General features: G+C 64.5%; 14 protein-coding genes. 10 read left to right on the top strand and 4 right to left on the bottom strand.

Annotated features, from left to right (window positions below):
• Positions 1–37 precede the first annotated feature (37 nt).
• The 4 genes from B9A23_RS15555 (at position 38) to trxB (ending at position 3497) form a co-directional block, all read left to right on the top strand.
• Entirely contained in the window at positions 38–1150 is a 1113-nt protein-coding gene (locus B9A23_RS15555) for a PAS domain-containing protein (protein ID WP_084280015.1), read from the top strand.
• On the top strand, positions 1147–1536 hold the full coding sequence (locus B9A23_RS15550; RefSeq protein ID WP_254895146.1) for a response regulator: 390 nt from the start codon (positions 1147–1149) through the stop codon (positions 1534–1536). The genes B9A23_RS15555 and B9A23_RS15550 overlap by 4 nt, the downstream gene beginning before the upstream one ends.
• Positions 1537–1636: 100 nt before the next feature.
• Positions 1637–2431 (top strand): tyrosine-protein phosphatase, encoded by a 795-nt coding sequence (locus B9A23_RS15545; protein ID WP_084280013.1) that lies wholly within the window; start codon positions 1637–1639, stop codon positions 2429–2431.
• Between the two features lie 97 nt (positions 2432–2528).
• On the top strand, positions 2529–3497 hold the full coding sequence (gene trxB, locus B9A23_RS15540; RefSeq protein WP_084280012.1) for a thioredoxin-disulfide reductase: 969 nt from the start codon (positions 2529–2531) through the stop codon (positions 3495–3497).
• Here trxB and B9A23_RS15535 read toward each other — a convergent pair.
• The 4 genes from B9A23_RS15535 to B9A23_RS15520 are packed head-to-tail and all read right to left on the bottom strand — an operon-like array spanning position 3487 to position 6250.
• Positions 3487–4275, bottom strand: a complete 789-nt coding sequence (locus tag B9A23_RS15535; protein ID WP_084280011.1) for a hydrolase 1, exosortase A system-associated — start codon at positions 4273–4275, stop codon at positions 3487–3489. The genes trxB and B9A23_RS15535 overlap by 11 nt on opposite strands.
• Positions 4272–4955: an alpha/beta hydrolase family protein gene (locus B9A23_RS15530; RefSeq protein WP_084280010.1), complete on the bottom strand. Its 684-nt coding sequence runs from the start codon at positions 4953–4955 to the stop codon at positions 4272–4274. The genes B9A23_RS15535 and B9A23_RS15530 overlap by 4 nt, the downstream gene beginning before the upstream one ends.
• The gene (locus B9A23_RS15525) at positions 4952–5209 is read right to left on the bottom strand and encodes an acyl carrier protein (RefSeq protein ID WP_084280009.1); all 258 of its coding nucleotides are present in this window, start codon (positions 5207–5209) and stop codon (positions 4952–4954) included. Before B9A23_RS15525 ends, B9A23_RS15530 begins: the two co-directional genes overlap by 4 nt.
• A gap of 36 nt (positions 5210–5245) precedes the next feature.
• Positions 5246–6250 carry a GNAT family N-acetyltransferase gene (locus B9A23_RS15520; protein WP_254895145.1) on the bottom strand — a complete coding sequence of 335 codons (1005 nt, stop codon included), beginning with the start codon at positions 6248–6250 and terminating at the stop codon, positions 5246–5248.
• A 17-nt stretch (positions 6251–6267) separates the two neighbouring features.
• Between B9A23_RS15520 and B9A23_RS15515 the strand changes: the two genes are divergently transcribed.
• From B9A23_RS15515 to B9A23_RS15490, 6 genes are all read left to right on the top strand, one after another.
• A complete protein-coding gene (locus B9A23_RS15515; RefSeq protein ID WP_084280008.1) occupies positions 6268–7794 on the top strand; it encodes an acyl-CoA ligase (AMP-forming), exosortase A system-associated in 1527 nt (508 codons plus the stop codon).
• Entirely contained in the window at positions 7791–9017 is a 1227-nt protein-coding gene (locus B9A23_RS15510) for a pyridoxal-dependent decarboxylase, exosortase A system-associated (protein ID WP_084280007.1), read from the top strand. Before B9A23_RS15515 ends, B9A23_RS15510 begins: the two co-directional genes overlap by 4 nt.
• Before the next feature lie 211 nt (positions 9018–9228).
• Positions 9229–9876 (top strand): XrtA/PEP-CTERM system exopolysaccharide export protein, encoded by a 648-nt coding sequence (locus tag B9A23_RS15505; RefSeq protein WP_084280071.1) that lies wholly within the window; start codon positions 9229–9231, stop codon positions 9874–9876.
• Between the two features lie 25 nt (positions 9877–9901).
• The gene (locus tag B9A23_RS15500) at positions 9902–11419 is read left to right on the top strand and encodes an XrtA system polysaccharide chain length determinant (protein WP_084280006.1); all 1518 of its coding nucleotides are present in this window, start codon (positions 9902–9904) and stop codon (positions 11417–11419) included.
• A 12-nt stretch (positions 11420–11431) separates the two neighbouring features.
• Entirely contained in the window at positions 11432–12397 is a 966-nt protein-coding gene (locus B9A23_RS15495; protein WP_084280005.1) for an AAA family ATPase, read from the top strand.
• A complete protein-coding gene (locus B9A23_RS15490) occupies positions 12394–14094 on the top strand; it encodes a preprotein translocase subunit YajC (RefSeq protein ID WP_084280004.1) in 1701 nt (566 codons plus the stop codon). Before B9A23_RS15495 ends, B9A23_RS15490 begins: the two co-directional genes overlap by 4 nt.
• Position 14095 lies beyond the last annotated feature (1 nt).

Genomic DNA, 14095 nt, shown 5'->3' with positions numbered 1-14095 from the left:
CCTAGCGACTGCATTTCCCGTGGCAGGTGCCACTGATATGCATGACAACAATTCTTCTGACTCTTACCCCCGCAATTCCAGCGACCAGGCCCATACCGCGTTCGATTCGTCGGTAGCGCGCTTCCGCGCCCAGCATCCCGAGGATACATTCGAGGGCGCATCGGGCGTCCTGTTCGAACAGGCAATGGCGCAAACCAGAATGGCGATCTGCCTGTGCGATCCGCATGTCAAGGACATGCCGATCGTGTTCGCGAACCGCGCCTTCCGTCATCTCACCGGCTATGACGAGAGCGAAATCGTCGGTCGGAACTGCCGTTTCCTGCAAGGCCCGGAAAGCAACCACGAAGCCCTCACGCGCATTCGCACAGCGCTTAGCAACGAGGACGTGACGGTTGTCGAACTGCTGAACTATCGCAAGGATGGCACGGCGTTCTGGAATGCGTTGCACCTTGGCCCGGTATACGATGCCGACGGCAAACTCGTGTATTTCTTTGGCAGCCAGTGGGACGTCTCCGACGTTCGCGCCGCGCGTGCCGATGAACGGCATGCCCGCGAACTGGCGCGCGAACTGTCGCACCGCATGAAGAACATGTTTGCGGTCATCGGCGGGATCGTGAACTTTACCGGTAGGGTGCGCGGGATCGAAGTCGAGGCGCGCGAAATAAACGACCGCATCCAGGCCCTGGGCCGGGCCTATGAGACCACGCTCGACGATTCCCATCGTGGCACGGTGGAAGTGGGGCAGGCCATTCGCGCGGTCCTTGCGCCCTATGATCCGGATGGCACGCGGATACTGTTCGAGGGCAATGGCTTGCGCTCGGACTTCGCGTCCGTGTCGGTTCTCGGCCTTTCCCTCCACGAACTTGCCGTGAGCGCGATCAAGCATGGCGCGCTCAGCCAGGAAGATGGCACGATCACTGTTTCGTGGAAGAAGAACGGTTCGGCGTCCGAGCCGGCGATCCGCATCGACTGGATCGAACATGGCCGGGGACTCGATGGGCTGCAATCGAGTTTGCGTACCAAGCCCGGACCGGGCGATGGGATTGTGGACCGCATGCTCGACATGGCACGCGGAGGAATTGTGCGAGAGTGGACCCAGGAAGGCTTGCGGGCAAAACTGAACATTCCGCTGCGGGAGAACGTCGAATGAGCGGTATGGTCAATCCTGCATCCGAGCCGCGCCGGGTGCTGGTTCTCGATGACGAACCGCTGATCCTGCTGGATCTGGAATTCGCCGTCGAGGATGCAGGGTGCAAGCCGCTGACCGCGCTCGATCTCGTCGAGGCACTGCAGATCGTCCAGAACAACGCCATTTCCGCGGCCATCCTCGATGTCTCGCTCGGCCAAGGGCAGACTTGCGAGCAGGTCGCGCGCACGCTCGCGGCGATGGGCGTGCCTTACGTGCTCCACACCGGCGATCTTGATCGGATGGACGAGGCAGTGCGCAACCTTGGCGGCACTCTTGTGCCCAAACCTACCCCGGCATCGGTTGTCGTGGCCCGGGCGCTCGAACCGCTGGCCGAACGACAGGCCTGACCGCCCGCCATTCCGGCTGGCCTGCATTTGATAGCTTGCGCCAAGGCGCCAGCACGTCCATCGACCATGCCATTGGCCGCAGCATTGGACGTATTGCCGCATGGTTTCAGCTCCAGACCCGCGCGTTCTCGACCTTGTCGGGATCCACAACTTTCGCGATTATGGCGGCTATGCGGCTCGCGCGGGAAGACTGCGCACCGGGCTGCTCTGGAGATCCGGCCAGCATAGCGATGCAGCATGCGACGATCTCGACGTGGTCCATTCCCTTGGCATCGCCACGGTCATCGATCTGCGCGGCGACAGCGAACGGGCGGCCAACGCCTGCCTGCGTCATCCCGATTTCGGTGCAGAAGTCCTGTTCCATCCGGGCGAGACTGCCAGCGCTGCAGGTCGCGCGGCCCACGAGGAAGCCGCGCGCGACGTGCGAACGGCAGACGATGCCCGCAAGGCCATGCTGGCCCTGTACCGGACATTGCCCTTTCGACCGGTGCTCGTCGGGACGATGCGGCTCTATATGGACGCGCTTGCGCGCAAGCCCGCGCCGAGTCTGCTCCATTGCCTGGCCGGCAAGGACCGTACCGGCGTTGCCGCCGCGCTGGTGCACGACCTGCTCGGCGTCCATCGCGATGACATGATGGCGGACTACCTGCTGACCAATACCGCCGGCAATGCCGAGGCACGGATCGAGGCAGGTGCGCGCCACGTGCGCGAAGGCTTCGGCATGGCGATGAGCGATGAGGCGGTACGCGTGCTGATGGGCGTCGAAGCGTCATTCCTCGACGCCGCCTTTGCCGCGATCGGCGAGCAGCACGGCACCGTGGCGGCCTACGCGCGCGAAGTTCTCGGTGTCACTCCGCAGGTGCTGGCCGCTATCGAGCGCAATCACGTCGACTAAAGATTTTCTGTCCGATTGCTGCGGATAAAGCGGGGCGCGCGGACTCGCTTTTGGCCTCTGCGCTGCTTATCTCGCCATCCGACTGGAGGAGTATTCCATGGCGACGACGCACAAGACCCGCATGCTCATCATCGGTTCCGGCCCGGCCGGCCTTTCCGCCGCGATCTATGGCGCGCGGGCGGGCATGGAGCCGATCGTGGTGCAAGGGTTGCAGCCCGGCGGCCAGCTTACGATCACGACCGACGTCGAGAACTATCCCGGCTTCCGCGACGTGATCCAAGGGCCGTGGCTGATGCAGGAAATGCAGGCCCAGGCCGAGCATGTCGGCACACGCATGATGTGGGACACGATCCTTGAAGTCAGCATGGACGGCAGCCCGTTCCGCGCCATAGGTGACAGCGGCGACATCTACGAAGGCGACGTGCTGGTCATCGCGACGGGCGCGCAGGCCAAGTGGCTGGGCGTTCCGGGCGAGCAGGAGTTTTCGGGCAAGGGCGTTTCGGCGTGCGCCACGTGTGACGGCTTCTTCTACCGCGGCAAGAAGGTGGTGGTGATCGGCGGCGGCAATACCGCTGTCGAGGAAGCGCTGTACCTTACCAACCATTCGCCCGACGTGACGCTGATCCATCGTCGCAATTCCCTGCGTGCAGAGCGCATCCTGCAGGATCGTCTGTTCGCGCACCCCAACGTCAAGGTACTGTGGAACCAGAAGGTCGACAGCTTCGTGGGCGAGGCGGGCAAGGGCCTTACCGGTGTCAAGCTGGTCGATACCGTTACTGGTGCGCAAAGCGTTCTCGATACCGACGGCGCGTTCGTCGCCATCGGCCACGCTCCGGCGACCGAACTGTTCAAGGGGAAGCTTGAACTCGACGAAAGCGGCTACATCGTGGTCGAGCCGGGCACCCCGAAGACGGCAATCCCGGGCGTTTTTGCCTGCGGTGACGTGATGGACCACACCTACCGCCAGGCCGTGACCGCTGCGGGAACCGGCTGCATGGCTGCGCTCGATTCCGAACGCTTCCTCGCCGAACTGGATTTCAAGGCCGCTCAGGCCGTTACGGCCTGAGCACCTCGATCAGCCGCGCGTGAAGCCACGCACGCGCAGCGTCATCGGAAAAGCTGTGCGATCCGCTGTCGATCCGCTTGATGCGCGGGTCGGCAGCATCCCATTGCTCGGCGAACATCTGCGCGGTGCGATCGCGCGTGGCCAGCAGGATCGTGGCGTTGCCGGCGAAGCCGGCAAGCCCGGTCTTCATCTCCTCGACCAGCCCCGCAGGCGATGGTGAAGCCGTGGTGGCCGAACGCAAGCCCTTGGCCAGCTTGGCAAGATTTACCCCGCCGCTCAGCAGGCGCCAGACCTCGCGGGGGTTCTTGAGCTTCTCGATATAGCGATTGCGGATAGCTGAGGCCGGCATGGCCTGCGGCGCTTCCTCGCCATCGATGGTCCACGGATTGGCGAGGACCAGCGCGTCGACTGCAAGGCCAGGGGCATTGAGCATGAGTGATGCAGCCGCGTCGCAATTGCCGAACGCGACGATGCGCGAAAGCTGCGGAGCAGCATTGCGGAAAGCGGCAAGAGCTGCGGCAATGTCTGGCCCGGAACGGCGGAAGGTCTGGTTCTTGCCGCCACTGTCGCCCACGCCGCGCCGGTCATAGCGGAACACCGGATTGCCCTCGGCAGCGAGCCGCGCGGCCAGCTGTGCCTGCCCGCTCCACGCACCTGAGCGCAATTCGTTGCCGCCCGAGACGATCAGCAGTCCGGTGGCGTGGGTTGCGGTCTCGCGGTCGATCGTGCCGACCAGCGTCTCGCCCTCGCACGGAAAGGTAACATGCTGCCGGGTCATGCCTTGACCTCGGCGGCGATGATTGCAGCAAGCGCGGCGGATTGTTCCGGCGCCGCCGCCGGCTCGGCGCGCAGCCACAGGCCGCCGCCACCAAGCTGGCCTTGCGCGATCAGGCTTTGCCCCTCGATCTGCGGCAGGGCATGTTCAAGGCCTGCGATCAGCGAAGCGCCGCAACGCCAGCCTGCCAGTTCCAGTCCTTCGGTTCTTCCCTGCTCCAGCAAGGCGGCGCTGTCCTCGTGCTGCCCTGCTTCGCGCGCGGCGATTGTACGTGCGCGGACAAGCTGGCGCAGGATCGTTGCGCCCTTGGTTGGTTCCAGGGCCCAGCCGGGCAAGCTGGCGGGAAAGACCAGTGCTCCACCGCGCACGGCGAGCACATCGGTCGCGCCGAAGTGCCTCGCGGCGATCTGCATGGCGCTGCGCCAGCCATGCAGGCTCTGGGCGGTGAAGTTCTGGAGGCTTTCGTTGCAGCCGGGCAGGTCTGGCAGGAAACTGTCGATCCCTGCCTGATCCAGCCGGTCCATGGCGTCAACCAGCATGCGCCGCATGCGGTTGGCTTCATCGAAAAGGGCAGGGACGATCAGCAGGCGGTGCTTGCGTCCGCGATCATGCGCAATCGCATATTCAGGGCTTTGCCCGTCGGGGCCGGGGCAATGCCAGAAGACGGGTTGCGGTGCGCTCACGCGGCGACTTTGTCTTCCAGGAAGGCAAGCAGATTGCCGTAAGTCTCGAGGAGTTCGCCATCCACCTCGTCGTCCTCGATGACGATGTCGAGCCGGTCTTCGATCTCGGTGAGCAGCCCTGCGACTGCCATCGAATCGAGTTCGGGCAGATCGCCGAACAGGCCCGTGGCAGCATCGAATGCGGCCACGCGATCGGCCGAAAGGCCAAGAACGTCCTTCAGGATCGCGCGCAGGGTGCTGTCGGTATCGCTCATGGTGTTCCGGCTGCCGTTGTATGGTTCATCGCGCCCTTAACCATCGCGGTTCTTGGAAACAAGGGGTTGCAGCTTGTGTCGGGCAAGCGCGCGGAACAGTGAAGGCCAGTGCCGCACCGCCGACTTGCGCCACGCGCGCACGCGCCAGCGGGTGCGCACTTGCTCCATCCAGTCGCGCTTGTACGGATCATCGCCGGTGCCGAAATCGATAAGTTCCACGCCGTCGCGGTCGATCACGTGTTCAAACATCGCTGCGGTCAGCAGAGTACCTGGAGACTGTTTACGAAAACGTTCGTCGTGGGCAAGCTTGTGGATGTAGGCGGTGCTGCCTTCGACGGTCCAGAACTGCGCAGCCACAGGCTGGCCAGCGATTTCGGCAAGCCCCAAGCGCAGGCGTCCGGCCTTGCCGTCCATCTCGGCCCATGCGCGTAGAAACGTCGGGGAGCCTTCCTCCGGCTTCCAGCTCAACTTGTAGACCGTCTCGTAAGCATCCCAATCCATTGAAGAAAATTCGGTGATCAGGCGCAGGTTGACCTCGCCCTTGCGGCTCTTGCGCCTCACGGTTTCGCGCAGCGCGCCGGGGCGATCTGCCCAATACTGCGCGAAGCTGCGCCCCTTTACCGGAAGGATGTGGTTGCAGTCGCACGGTTCGACCAGCGCCACCCAGCCACTTTCGCGAAACGCCGCACCGAGCGCTTCGGCTTCATCCTGCGGCATGGGCGCGAAGCTTGCACGCCCCGGCGGGAGACTTTCTGCCAGTTGTGAAAGCCCGCCAATATCTCCCAGCGGTTTCACGAAAAAATTGTAGTAGTTGGCCAAGGCCTCTGCCGAATGATGACCTTCGTGCCAAGGCAGGAGTGCAGCAGAATCCTCGGAAACAGCCAGGCTCACACGTGCCTTGTCAGGATCGAGGCAATGCTCGGCAAGCAGCGCCAGCCAGTCCAGGCGCTCGAACGGCGAGGCACCTTGCGCTGCAATGGCACGCGGGTCTGCTTGCGCTTCCTTAAGACTGGCGTGATAGACGTCCAACGCTTGTGCCATTCCCTGAAGAGAGACGAGTGCCCGAAAGTCCCGATCCCACCGTGTATCCGCTCGATCACCTGGCCTTGCGGGGCGAGCGCGACGCGCCGGCGCTGGTGCTCAAGAACTCGACCCTTAGCTTCGAAGCGTTAAACGCACGTGTAGGAAGCCTTGCGAAGTGGTTGCAATCGCGAGCCGGCAGAGATGGCGCCCGCGTGGCAACCTGGCTGCCGAAGACGGAGCTGGCCTGTCTGATGCCGTTGGCTGCGGTTCGCGCCGGGCTAGTCCATGTGCCGATAAATCCGCTGCTCAAGCGCGCGCAAGTGGCGCACATCCTTGCCGACAGCGGGGCGGTGCTGCTTGTTTCCAACAAGGCGCGGCTAGATACCCTGGAGCAAGGCGACACGGATTGCGCCGTGATCGAGGAAGCGCAGGCGTGGGGTGAGGCAGAGCAGGAGGCAGACGTTCTGCCGCCCTCCAGCGCTGCGCCCGACAGTCTTGCCGCCATCCTTTATACCAGCGGCTCGACCGGGCGACCCAAGGGCGTGATGCTGAGCCAGGCCAATCTCTGGCTCGGCGCGGTCAGCGTGGCGCATTACCTCAGGATCCTGCCGCAGGACCGTGTTCTCGCAGTGTTGCCGCTGGCCTTTGATTATGGGCAGAACCAGTTGCTGTCGACCTGGTATGCAGGGGGCAGCGTGGTGCCGCTCGATTACCTTACGCCGCGCGATGTGGTGAAGGCGGTAGCGCGCCATGGCATCACGACGATAGCGGCGGTGCCGCCGCTGTGGCTGCAATTGGCCGAACTCGACTGGCCGCAGGATGTGGCCGCATCGCTGCGCCGCCTGACCAATAGCGGCGGCGCCTTGACGCCGGCACTGGTAAGGGCGCTGCGGACGAAGTTTCCGCAGGCTGACCTCTACCCGATGTATGGCCTGACCGAAGCGTTCCGTTCCACGTTCCTCGATCCTGCTCTGGTCGATGCTCACCCGACGTCGATCGGCAAGGCAATTCCTTTTGCAGAAATCCTTGTCGTCAATGATTTGGGGAACAAAGCTCAGGCAGAAGAGGAAGGTGAACTCGTGCACACCGGCCCGCTTGTTGCGCAAGGCTATTGGGAGGACACTGTCCGGACGGCCGAGCGGTTCAAGCCGGCGCCGGCCTTTTCGCGCCTTGGCGGCATGGCAGTATGGTCGGGCGACCGAGTCAGGCGTGATGCACAGGGGCTGCTTCATTTCGTGGGACGGCGCGATGCCATGATCAAGACCAGCGGCAACCGTGTCAGCCCACAGGAGATCGAGGAGGCCGCCGTTGCGACCGGGCTGGTGGCCGAGGCGGTGGCGCTCGGCCTGCCTGATCCCCAACTTGGACAGGCGATCCACCTCGTCGCGCGGAGCCTTGCAGGCGCTGCGCAGGAAGACCTGATCCCGGCGCTGACCCGTGCCTTGCCGAACTTCATGGTGCCGCGCCATGTTCACTGGCGCGCGGTCATGCCCGTCAGCCCCAATGGCAAGCTGGACCGGGTTGCGCTTGCCGCCGAGCTGGCTGAAGGGGCCGCCTCATGAAGCCGCTTGGACCAATACCGCCCGGATTTTCCGGCATTGATGGCGTACTGTCGATCGACGGGCGAACGGTGACTGATCTGGTCGAACACGCGGGCTCGACGCCCCTGTTCGTCTATTCAGCGTCACGCTTGACGGCGCGTGCCCAAGCGTTGCGGGCGGCCATGCCTTCGCGCCTCGCTATTCATTATGCCGTAAAGGCAAACCCTTATCCGCCATTGTTGAAGCACATGCTCAGCCTGGTCGACGGGTTCGACATCGCTTCGGGCGGAGAACTGGCCATCGTGAAGGGTTCGGGCATCGATCCCTCGCGGGTCAGCTTCGCCGGTCCCGGCAAGCGCGACAGCGAACTGGAAGCGGCCATCGCCGCAGGCGTGACGCTGAACCTTGAGTCAGAGGGGGAGGCGGCAAGGGCCCTGGCCATTGCCGCACGTCTCGGCATTACCCCGCGCCTCGCAATCCGCGTGAATCCCGATTTCGACCTCAAGGGATCGGGCATGAAGATGGGCGGCGGGGCGAAGCCCTTCGGCATCGACGCCGAGCGGGTGCCGGCGCTGGCGCAACGTCTGATCGCTGCCGGGGCACAATGGCGCGGCTTTCATATCTTCGCCGGCAGCCAGGCGCTTTCTGCAGATGCCATCATCGAGACACAGCGGCAGACGCTTGAACTTGCCGCGCGGCTTGCGGAGGAATCGGGTGCCGCATTGCCCAGGTGCAATCTCGGTGGCGGCATTGGCATTCCCTATTTTCCGGGCGACGAGCCGGTTGATGTCAATGCAGTGGGTGAGGCACTGGGCGAGCGGTTCGAAACCTTGCCCGACGTCCTGCGCGACACCGCATTTTGCATTGAACTTGGCCGCTATCTCGTTGGCGAAGCTGGCGTTTATCTGACGCGCGTGGTCGATCGCAAGGAGAGCCACGGCGAGGTTTATCTTGTGACCGATGGCGGGCTGCATCACCAGCTTGCGGCCTCGGGCAACTTCGGCACCGTCGTTCGGCGCAACTATCCCAGCGCCATCGCCACCCGCTTCGGTGCGGCGGTCGAGGAAGAGGCCAGCGTGGTCGGCTGCCTGTGCACGCCGCTCGATCGCCTCGCCGACAAGGGCGGATTTCCGCGCGCCGACGTCGGCGATATCGTGGCGATCTTCTGCGCCGGGGCATATGGCGCAACTGCCAGCCCGGCGATGTTTCTCGGTCAGGGACCGGCAGCGGAAATGCTGATCTGACAACGGGATAGAGTTCTTGTCGTTAACCGGTGCCGCCACGCCAGTCCCGAATCGGGACGGTGGCGAATGGCCGCTTGGCGTCATGCCCCCAAGCAATCAAGGCTAACGCAATCTTCACCCTTTTTGGCGATAGCCAGCGGTGAATTGCGGGACCTTGCGCGCCACAGCCCTCGGGCGGGACGGAAGCATGGCCGCACAGGAAGGACCGTTCATGCCGTTCAAATCGCGCCTTACCCGTATGCTTGCCGGCACGGCGATACTGAGCCTGGCACTGTCGGGATGTGGCGGTGTCGGCGGCGGGCAGCAACTGCCGCCCGCCTCGTTCGTGGCGCTGCAGGAAGGACCGGGCGAGGAATACGTGATCGGCCCGCTCGACGAGCTGACCGTGTTCGTCTGGCGCAATCCGGAACTGGGCGCGAGCGTGCAGGTGCGGCCCGACGGCCGCATCACCACCCCGCTGATCACCGACATGCCAGCCGTGGGCAAGACGCCTTCGATGCTGGCCGAGGACATCAAGCTCCAGCTGTCGCAATACATCCAGGAGCCGATCGTCTCGGTCATCGTCAACAAGTTTGCCGGGACCTTCAGCCAGCAGGTGCGCATCGTCGGCGCGACCGAAAAGCCGGCATCGATCCCGTTCCGCGCCAACATGACCTTGCTTGACGCGATGATCGCGGTGGGCGGGCTTTCCGAATATGCGGCCGGCAACAAGGCCCGTCTCGTCCGGTTCGACAAGCAGTCGGGCGCGCAGAAGGAGTATGCGGTGCGCATCGGCGATCTGCTGCGCAAGGGCGACACCAAGGCCAACGTCCTGCTGATGCCGGGTGATGTGATCATCATCCCCGAGAGCACGTTCTGAGCAGCGGGCGGGGGACACGACGGCCATGACCAGCCTTTACGAGGAAATCCGCATCGCGCTGCACGGTGTGTGGCACCGGCGCTGGATTGCCCTGGGCATTGCCTGGGCGGTGTGTCTTGCCGGGTGGCTGGTGGTGGCGATGGTGCCCAACAGCTACGAATCGAAGGCCCGCATCTTCGTGCAGATCGATGACGTGCTGGCCGACCAGATCGGCATCGGCGGCGATCGCAAGCGTGACATCGAACGCGTGCGCCAGACGCTGACCAGCGCGGTCAACCTCGAGAAGGTGATTCGCGCCACGCGCCTTGGCGACAAGGTGACGTCCGACAAGGACATGCAGGGCGCGGTTGCTGCGCTGGGCAAGAACGTCGCGGTCGTCAGCCAGCAGGACAACCTTTTCGAGATCTCCGGCACTGCCGGCGGCGGTGGTCGCAACGATGCCGAGAACGCCAAGCTGGCGCAGGACATCGTGCAGAAGATGATCGACATCTTCCGCGAGGAAAACCTTGCCGGTGGACGCGGCGAGATGACCGATACGCTGGCCTTCATGGACCAGCAGCTCGGCGACCGGAAAAAGGCGCTCGAAGCGGCCGAACTCAAGCGCACCGAATTCGAGGCCAAGAATGCCGGCTTCATCCCCGGTGCTGGCTCGCTCACCACCAAGCTGGAAGCGGCACGCACGCAGATGCGCGATGTCGAATCGAACCTGCTGGCGGCGCAATCGGCTCTGGCCTCGATCAATGGCCAGCTTGCCGGAACCCCGCAGACGATCGCCATCCCGGGCGTTGCCGGCGGTGCCAAGGGCGCGCTTGCCCAGGCGCAGTCGGACCTTTCCGGCATGCGGGCTCGCGGCCTGACGGACAGCCATCCCGACGTGATCTCTGCCAAGGCGCAGATCGCTGCGCTGCAGAAGTCGGCGGCGGGCGAGGGCGGTGGCGGCGGCGCGCCGAACCCGGCCTACAGCTCGCTCATCTCGATCAAGGCCGATCGCGAGGCGAGCCTTGTGGCGCTGCAATCGCGCAAGGGTTCGCTCCAGGCCGAGATCGCCCAGCTTTCGGCACAGCAATACAGCGAGCCGACCGTGGCCGCCGAGGCTGCGCGCATCAACCGCGATTACGATGTGCTCAAGGAACAGTACGACAAGCTCCTGCGCGATCGCGAACAGCTGCGGCTGCGCGGGCAGGTGGAGACCGAACGCGACGCGGTGAAGTTCGAGGTGATCGACCCGCCGACAACCCCGCGTGGGCCTGCTGCCCCCAATCGCCCGCTGTTGCTGTTGCTGGTGCTCGTTGTCGGGATGGGCGCGGGTGCGGCCGGAGCCTTCGCCCTGGCGCAGCTCAAGTCCGCCTATTCGACCACCGGCCAGCTTGAGCGGTCGACCGGGCTGCCGGTGCTGGGCGGCATATCCGAGGCCATCACGCGCGCCGCCCGCGCAGAGCGGATGCGCCGCCTCAAGTGGTTCGCAGGCGGCGTGGCCGGTCTGTTCGTGGTGCTGTTCGTCCTGCTCGGCGTCGAGATGCTGAAGCGCGGCATGGTGGCCTGAGGGAGACTTGGCATGACCGATCAGAGCAAGATCCCCCTTCCGCCCGAATTCGGGAAGTCCACCGGACCCTCGCTGATCGAGCGCGCCTCGGGCAGCTTCGATTTTCGTACCCTGACGCGACCGGTCTTGCCTGACCTGCCGCCTGCGCCGCAGCCCACGATTGCCCCGGTGGCAGCGCCAAGGCCAGTCGCCGCCGCGGTAGTCGAGTCTCCGCGGGAAGAACCATCGCCTGCGCCTGCGGCAAGGCCTTTTGCCGGACCGCGTCACAAGATCGACCGCGCCCATCTGCGCGAGCAATGCCTGATCGAGCCTGAGAGCGCCGTCACCGGCACGCTTGAGGAGTTCCGCATCGTCAAGCGGCAGTTGCTCCGCACGGCAGCGGAATCGGCCGATGCTGTGGCCAAGCGCATCCTGATAGCCTCGGCGCATCCGGGCGAGGGCAAGACCTTTTGCGCGGTGAACCTGGCCCTGTCGATCGCGGCTGAGAAGGACAACGAAGTCCTGCTCGTCGATGCCGATTTCGCCAAGCCCTCGGTGCTATCGACGCTGGGACTGCCTGGCGGCAAGGGCCTGATGGACGCGCTGGCCGATCCTGCGCTAAACGTCGAGGATTGCGTGATCGGCACCGATGTTGCCGGGCTTTATGTCCTGCCAGCGGGCAACGCGACCGGTTCCGATACCGAATATCTCGCGTCTGCGCGAACGGAAGACGTGCTTGCGCGGCTCACCGCCAATGCCCCGAACCGCATCGTCATCTTCGACTCCCCGCCGGTGCTGGCAGCATCGCCGGCCATCGTTCTTGCCAACCACGTGGGCCAGACCGTTGTCGTCGTGCGCGCCGACATGACCGGCGAGGCTGCGCTGCGCGACGCCGTCGGGCTTCTGGGCGCCTGCGCGGACATCAAGCTCCTGCTCAACGGTACCCGCTTTTCCACCACGGGCCGCCGCTTCGGCACCTATTACGGATACAAGGAATGACCAGAACGGCTCTTCCTCTGCGCACTCTGGTGTTGGCGAGCGCAATGCTTGCCGTTGGCCCGGTTCACGCGCAATCGCTTTCCTACGAGGACGTGGGCGCCGACGCGCCGGCGGAAAAGCCAGCGGCCTCACGCGGCTTGTCCACGCGCGGGGCCGGTGGCGGTCCGCGTGTGACGGTCCGGCCCTATATCGAGGCCGTGCAGAACGTGCTGTGGGAACTGTCCCCCGGCGACGACGTGCTGACGTATTCCTCGCTTGCCGCCGGCGTCGATGCCACGCTCAACGGCCGCCATACGCAAGGCGCGGTTTCCGTGCGCTACGAGCGGCGCATATCGCAATCCAACCGCGTAGCCGATGGCGATACGCTTTCGGGCCTCGCACGGGTCAAGCATGACCTGATACCGCGCACGCTCTCGGTCGAAGCCGGTGCGCTGGCCGCGCGCACCCGCATCGAGAATGGGGGCGCATCGGCACTCAATGCCATCGCCACCGACGATGCGGTCAGCCAGGTCTACTCGGTCTATGCAGGGCCGGCGGTCTCTACTCACGTCGGCGATGTCGCCCTCTCCGGATCCTATCTGCTGGGCTATACGCGCGTCGACCAGAAGGGCGGCACCCCGGTCACGGCGACGCGGCCCCTGGCTGACGTGTTCGACGATTCTATCGCGCAATCGGCGCAGGTTTCGGCCGGCATCGCGCCGGGAACCGTGCTTCCAGTCGGCATCACCGCTTCGGGCTCGTTCCTGCAGGAAGACATCTCCAACCTCGACCAGCGCGTGCGTGATGCGCGCGGCGGGGTGCAGGTGACGCTGCCGGTCAGTTCAAGCGTCGCATTGGTCGGCGCAGTCGGCTACGAGGACGTCGAGGTTTCCTCGCGCGATGCGGCCCGTGATGCCAATGGCGTACCGATCATCGGCAGCGATGGCCGCTTCGTTACCGACAAGTCGCAACCGCGCCGACTCGCCTATGAGACCGATGGCCTGACCTGGGACGCAGGCGTGATGTGGCGCCCCAGCCGCCGCACCGCGTTGTCGGCCTTCGTCGGGCGCCGTTATGACAGCACGACCTATTACGGCAGCTTCTCGTACAATCCCGATCCGCGCAGTTCGCTGAGCATTGCCGCATTCGACAATGTCTCGGGTTTCGGCGGTCAGGTGACGCGTGCGCTGCGCGATCTGCCGACCGACTTCCAAGTTACCCGCGATCCATTTAACGGCCAGATCAGCGGTTGTGCCATCGGATCGCAAAGCGGCGGGTGCGTAAACAATGCGCTGTCATCGGTTTCGTCTTCGGTGTTCCGCGCGCGCGGCGTCAACGCCACGTACGCTCGTCAGATCGGACGGCTGCAGGCAGGAATCGGCGCAGGCTACATGCGCCGCAAGTTCATCGCCCGCCAAGATTCGGTGCTGGGCCTTGCCAACGGACTGGTGGATGAAAGCTATTACGTCGATGCAGGGCTGAGCGGCCCGATCGATCGTCGTTCCAGCTTCACCATTTCCACCTATGCGGCCTGGTTCCAGTCGGGCGCGAGCGACCTCAACGACGTGACAACGATTGGCGCCAACGCTGCGCTGTTCCGTAACCTGACTGATCGCCTCGTGGCAACCGCAGCGGTCGGTTTGGATAGTGTTAACCGTAAAGTGATTGAAGATGAGATAGTTGCATCTGGCCTGGTTGGCCTGCGCTATTCCTTCTGAT

Origin of the sequence: Novosphingobium sp. B1, from assembly GCF_900176395.1 — a bacterium.
GTDB lineage: Bacteria > Pseudomonadota > Alphaproteobacteria > Sphingomonadales > Sphingomonadaceae > Novosphingobium.
Note: the sequence above shows the minus strand (reverse complement) of the source record. Positions and strands in the feature narration are given on the sequence as shown.

Bases quoted from the DNA above. Each gene is read 5' to 3' on its own strand.
- B9A23_RS15555 (WP_084280015.1), top strand. From the start codon at position 38: ATGCATGACAACAATTCTTCTGACTCTTACCCCCGCAATTCCAGCGAC.
- B9A23_RS15550 (WP_254895146.1), top strand. From the start codon at position 1,147: ATGAGCGGTATGGTCAATCCTGCATCCGAGCCGCGCCGGGTGCTGGTT.
- B9A23_RS15545 (WP_084280013.1), top strand. From the start codon at position 1,637: ATGGTTTCAGCTCCAGACCCGCGCGTTCTCGACCTTGTCGGGATCCAC.
- trxB (WP_084280012.1), top strand. From the start codon at position 2,529: ATGGCGACGACGCACAAGACCCGCATGCTCATCATCGGTTCCGGCCCG.
- B9A23_RS15535 (WP_084280011.1), bottom strand. From the start codon at position 4,275: ATGACCCGGCAGCATGTTACCTTTCCGTGCGAGGGCGAGACGCTGGTC.
- B9A23_RS15525 (WP_084280009.1), bottom strand. From the start codon at position 5,209: ATGAGCGATACCGACAGCACCCTGCGCGCGATCCTGAAGGACGTTCTT.
- B9A23_RS15520 (WP_254895145.1), bottom strand. From the start codon at position 6,250: ATGGCACAAGCGTTGGACGTCTATCACGCCAGTCTTAAGGAAGCGCAA.
- B9A23_RS15510 (WP_084280007.1), top strand. From the start codon at position 7,791: ATGAAGCCGCTTGGACCAATACCGCCCGGATTTTCCGGCATTGATGGC.
- B9A23_RS15505 (WP_084280071.1), top strand. From the start codon at position 9,229: ATGCCGTTCAAATCGCGCCTTACCCGTATGCTTGCCGGCACGGCGATA.
- B9A23_RS15500 (WP_084280006.1), top strand. From the start codon at position 9,902: ATGACCAGCCTTTACGAGGAAATCCGCATCGCGCTGCACGGTGTGTGG.
- B9A23_RS15495 (WP_084280005.1), top strand. From the start codon at position 11,432: ATGACCGATCAGAGCAAGATCCCCCTTCCGCCCGAATTCGGGAAGTCC.
- B9A23_RS15490 (WP_084280004.1), top strand. From the start codon at position 12,394: ATGACCAGAACGGCTCTTCCTCTGCGCACTCTGGTGTTGGCGAGCGCA.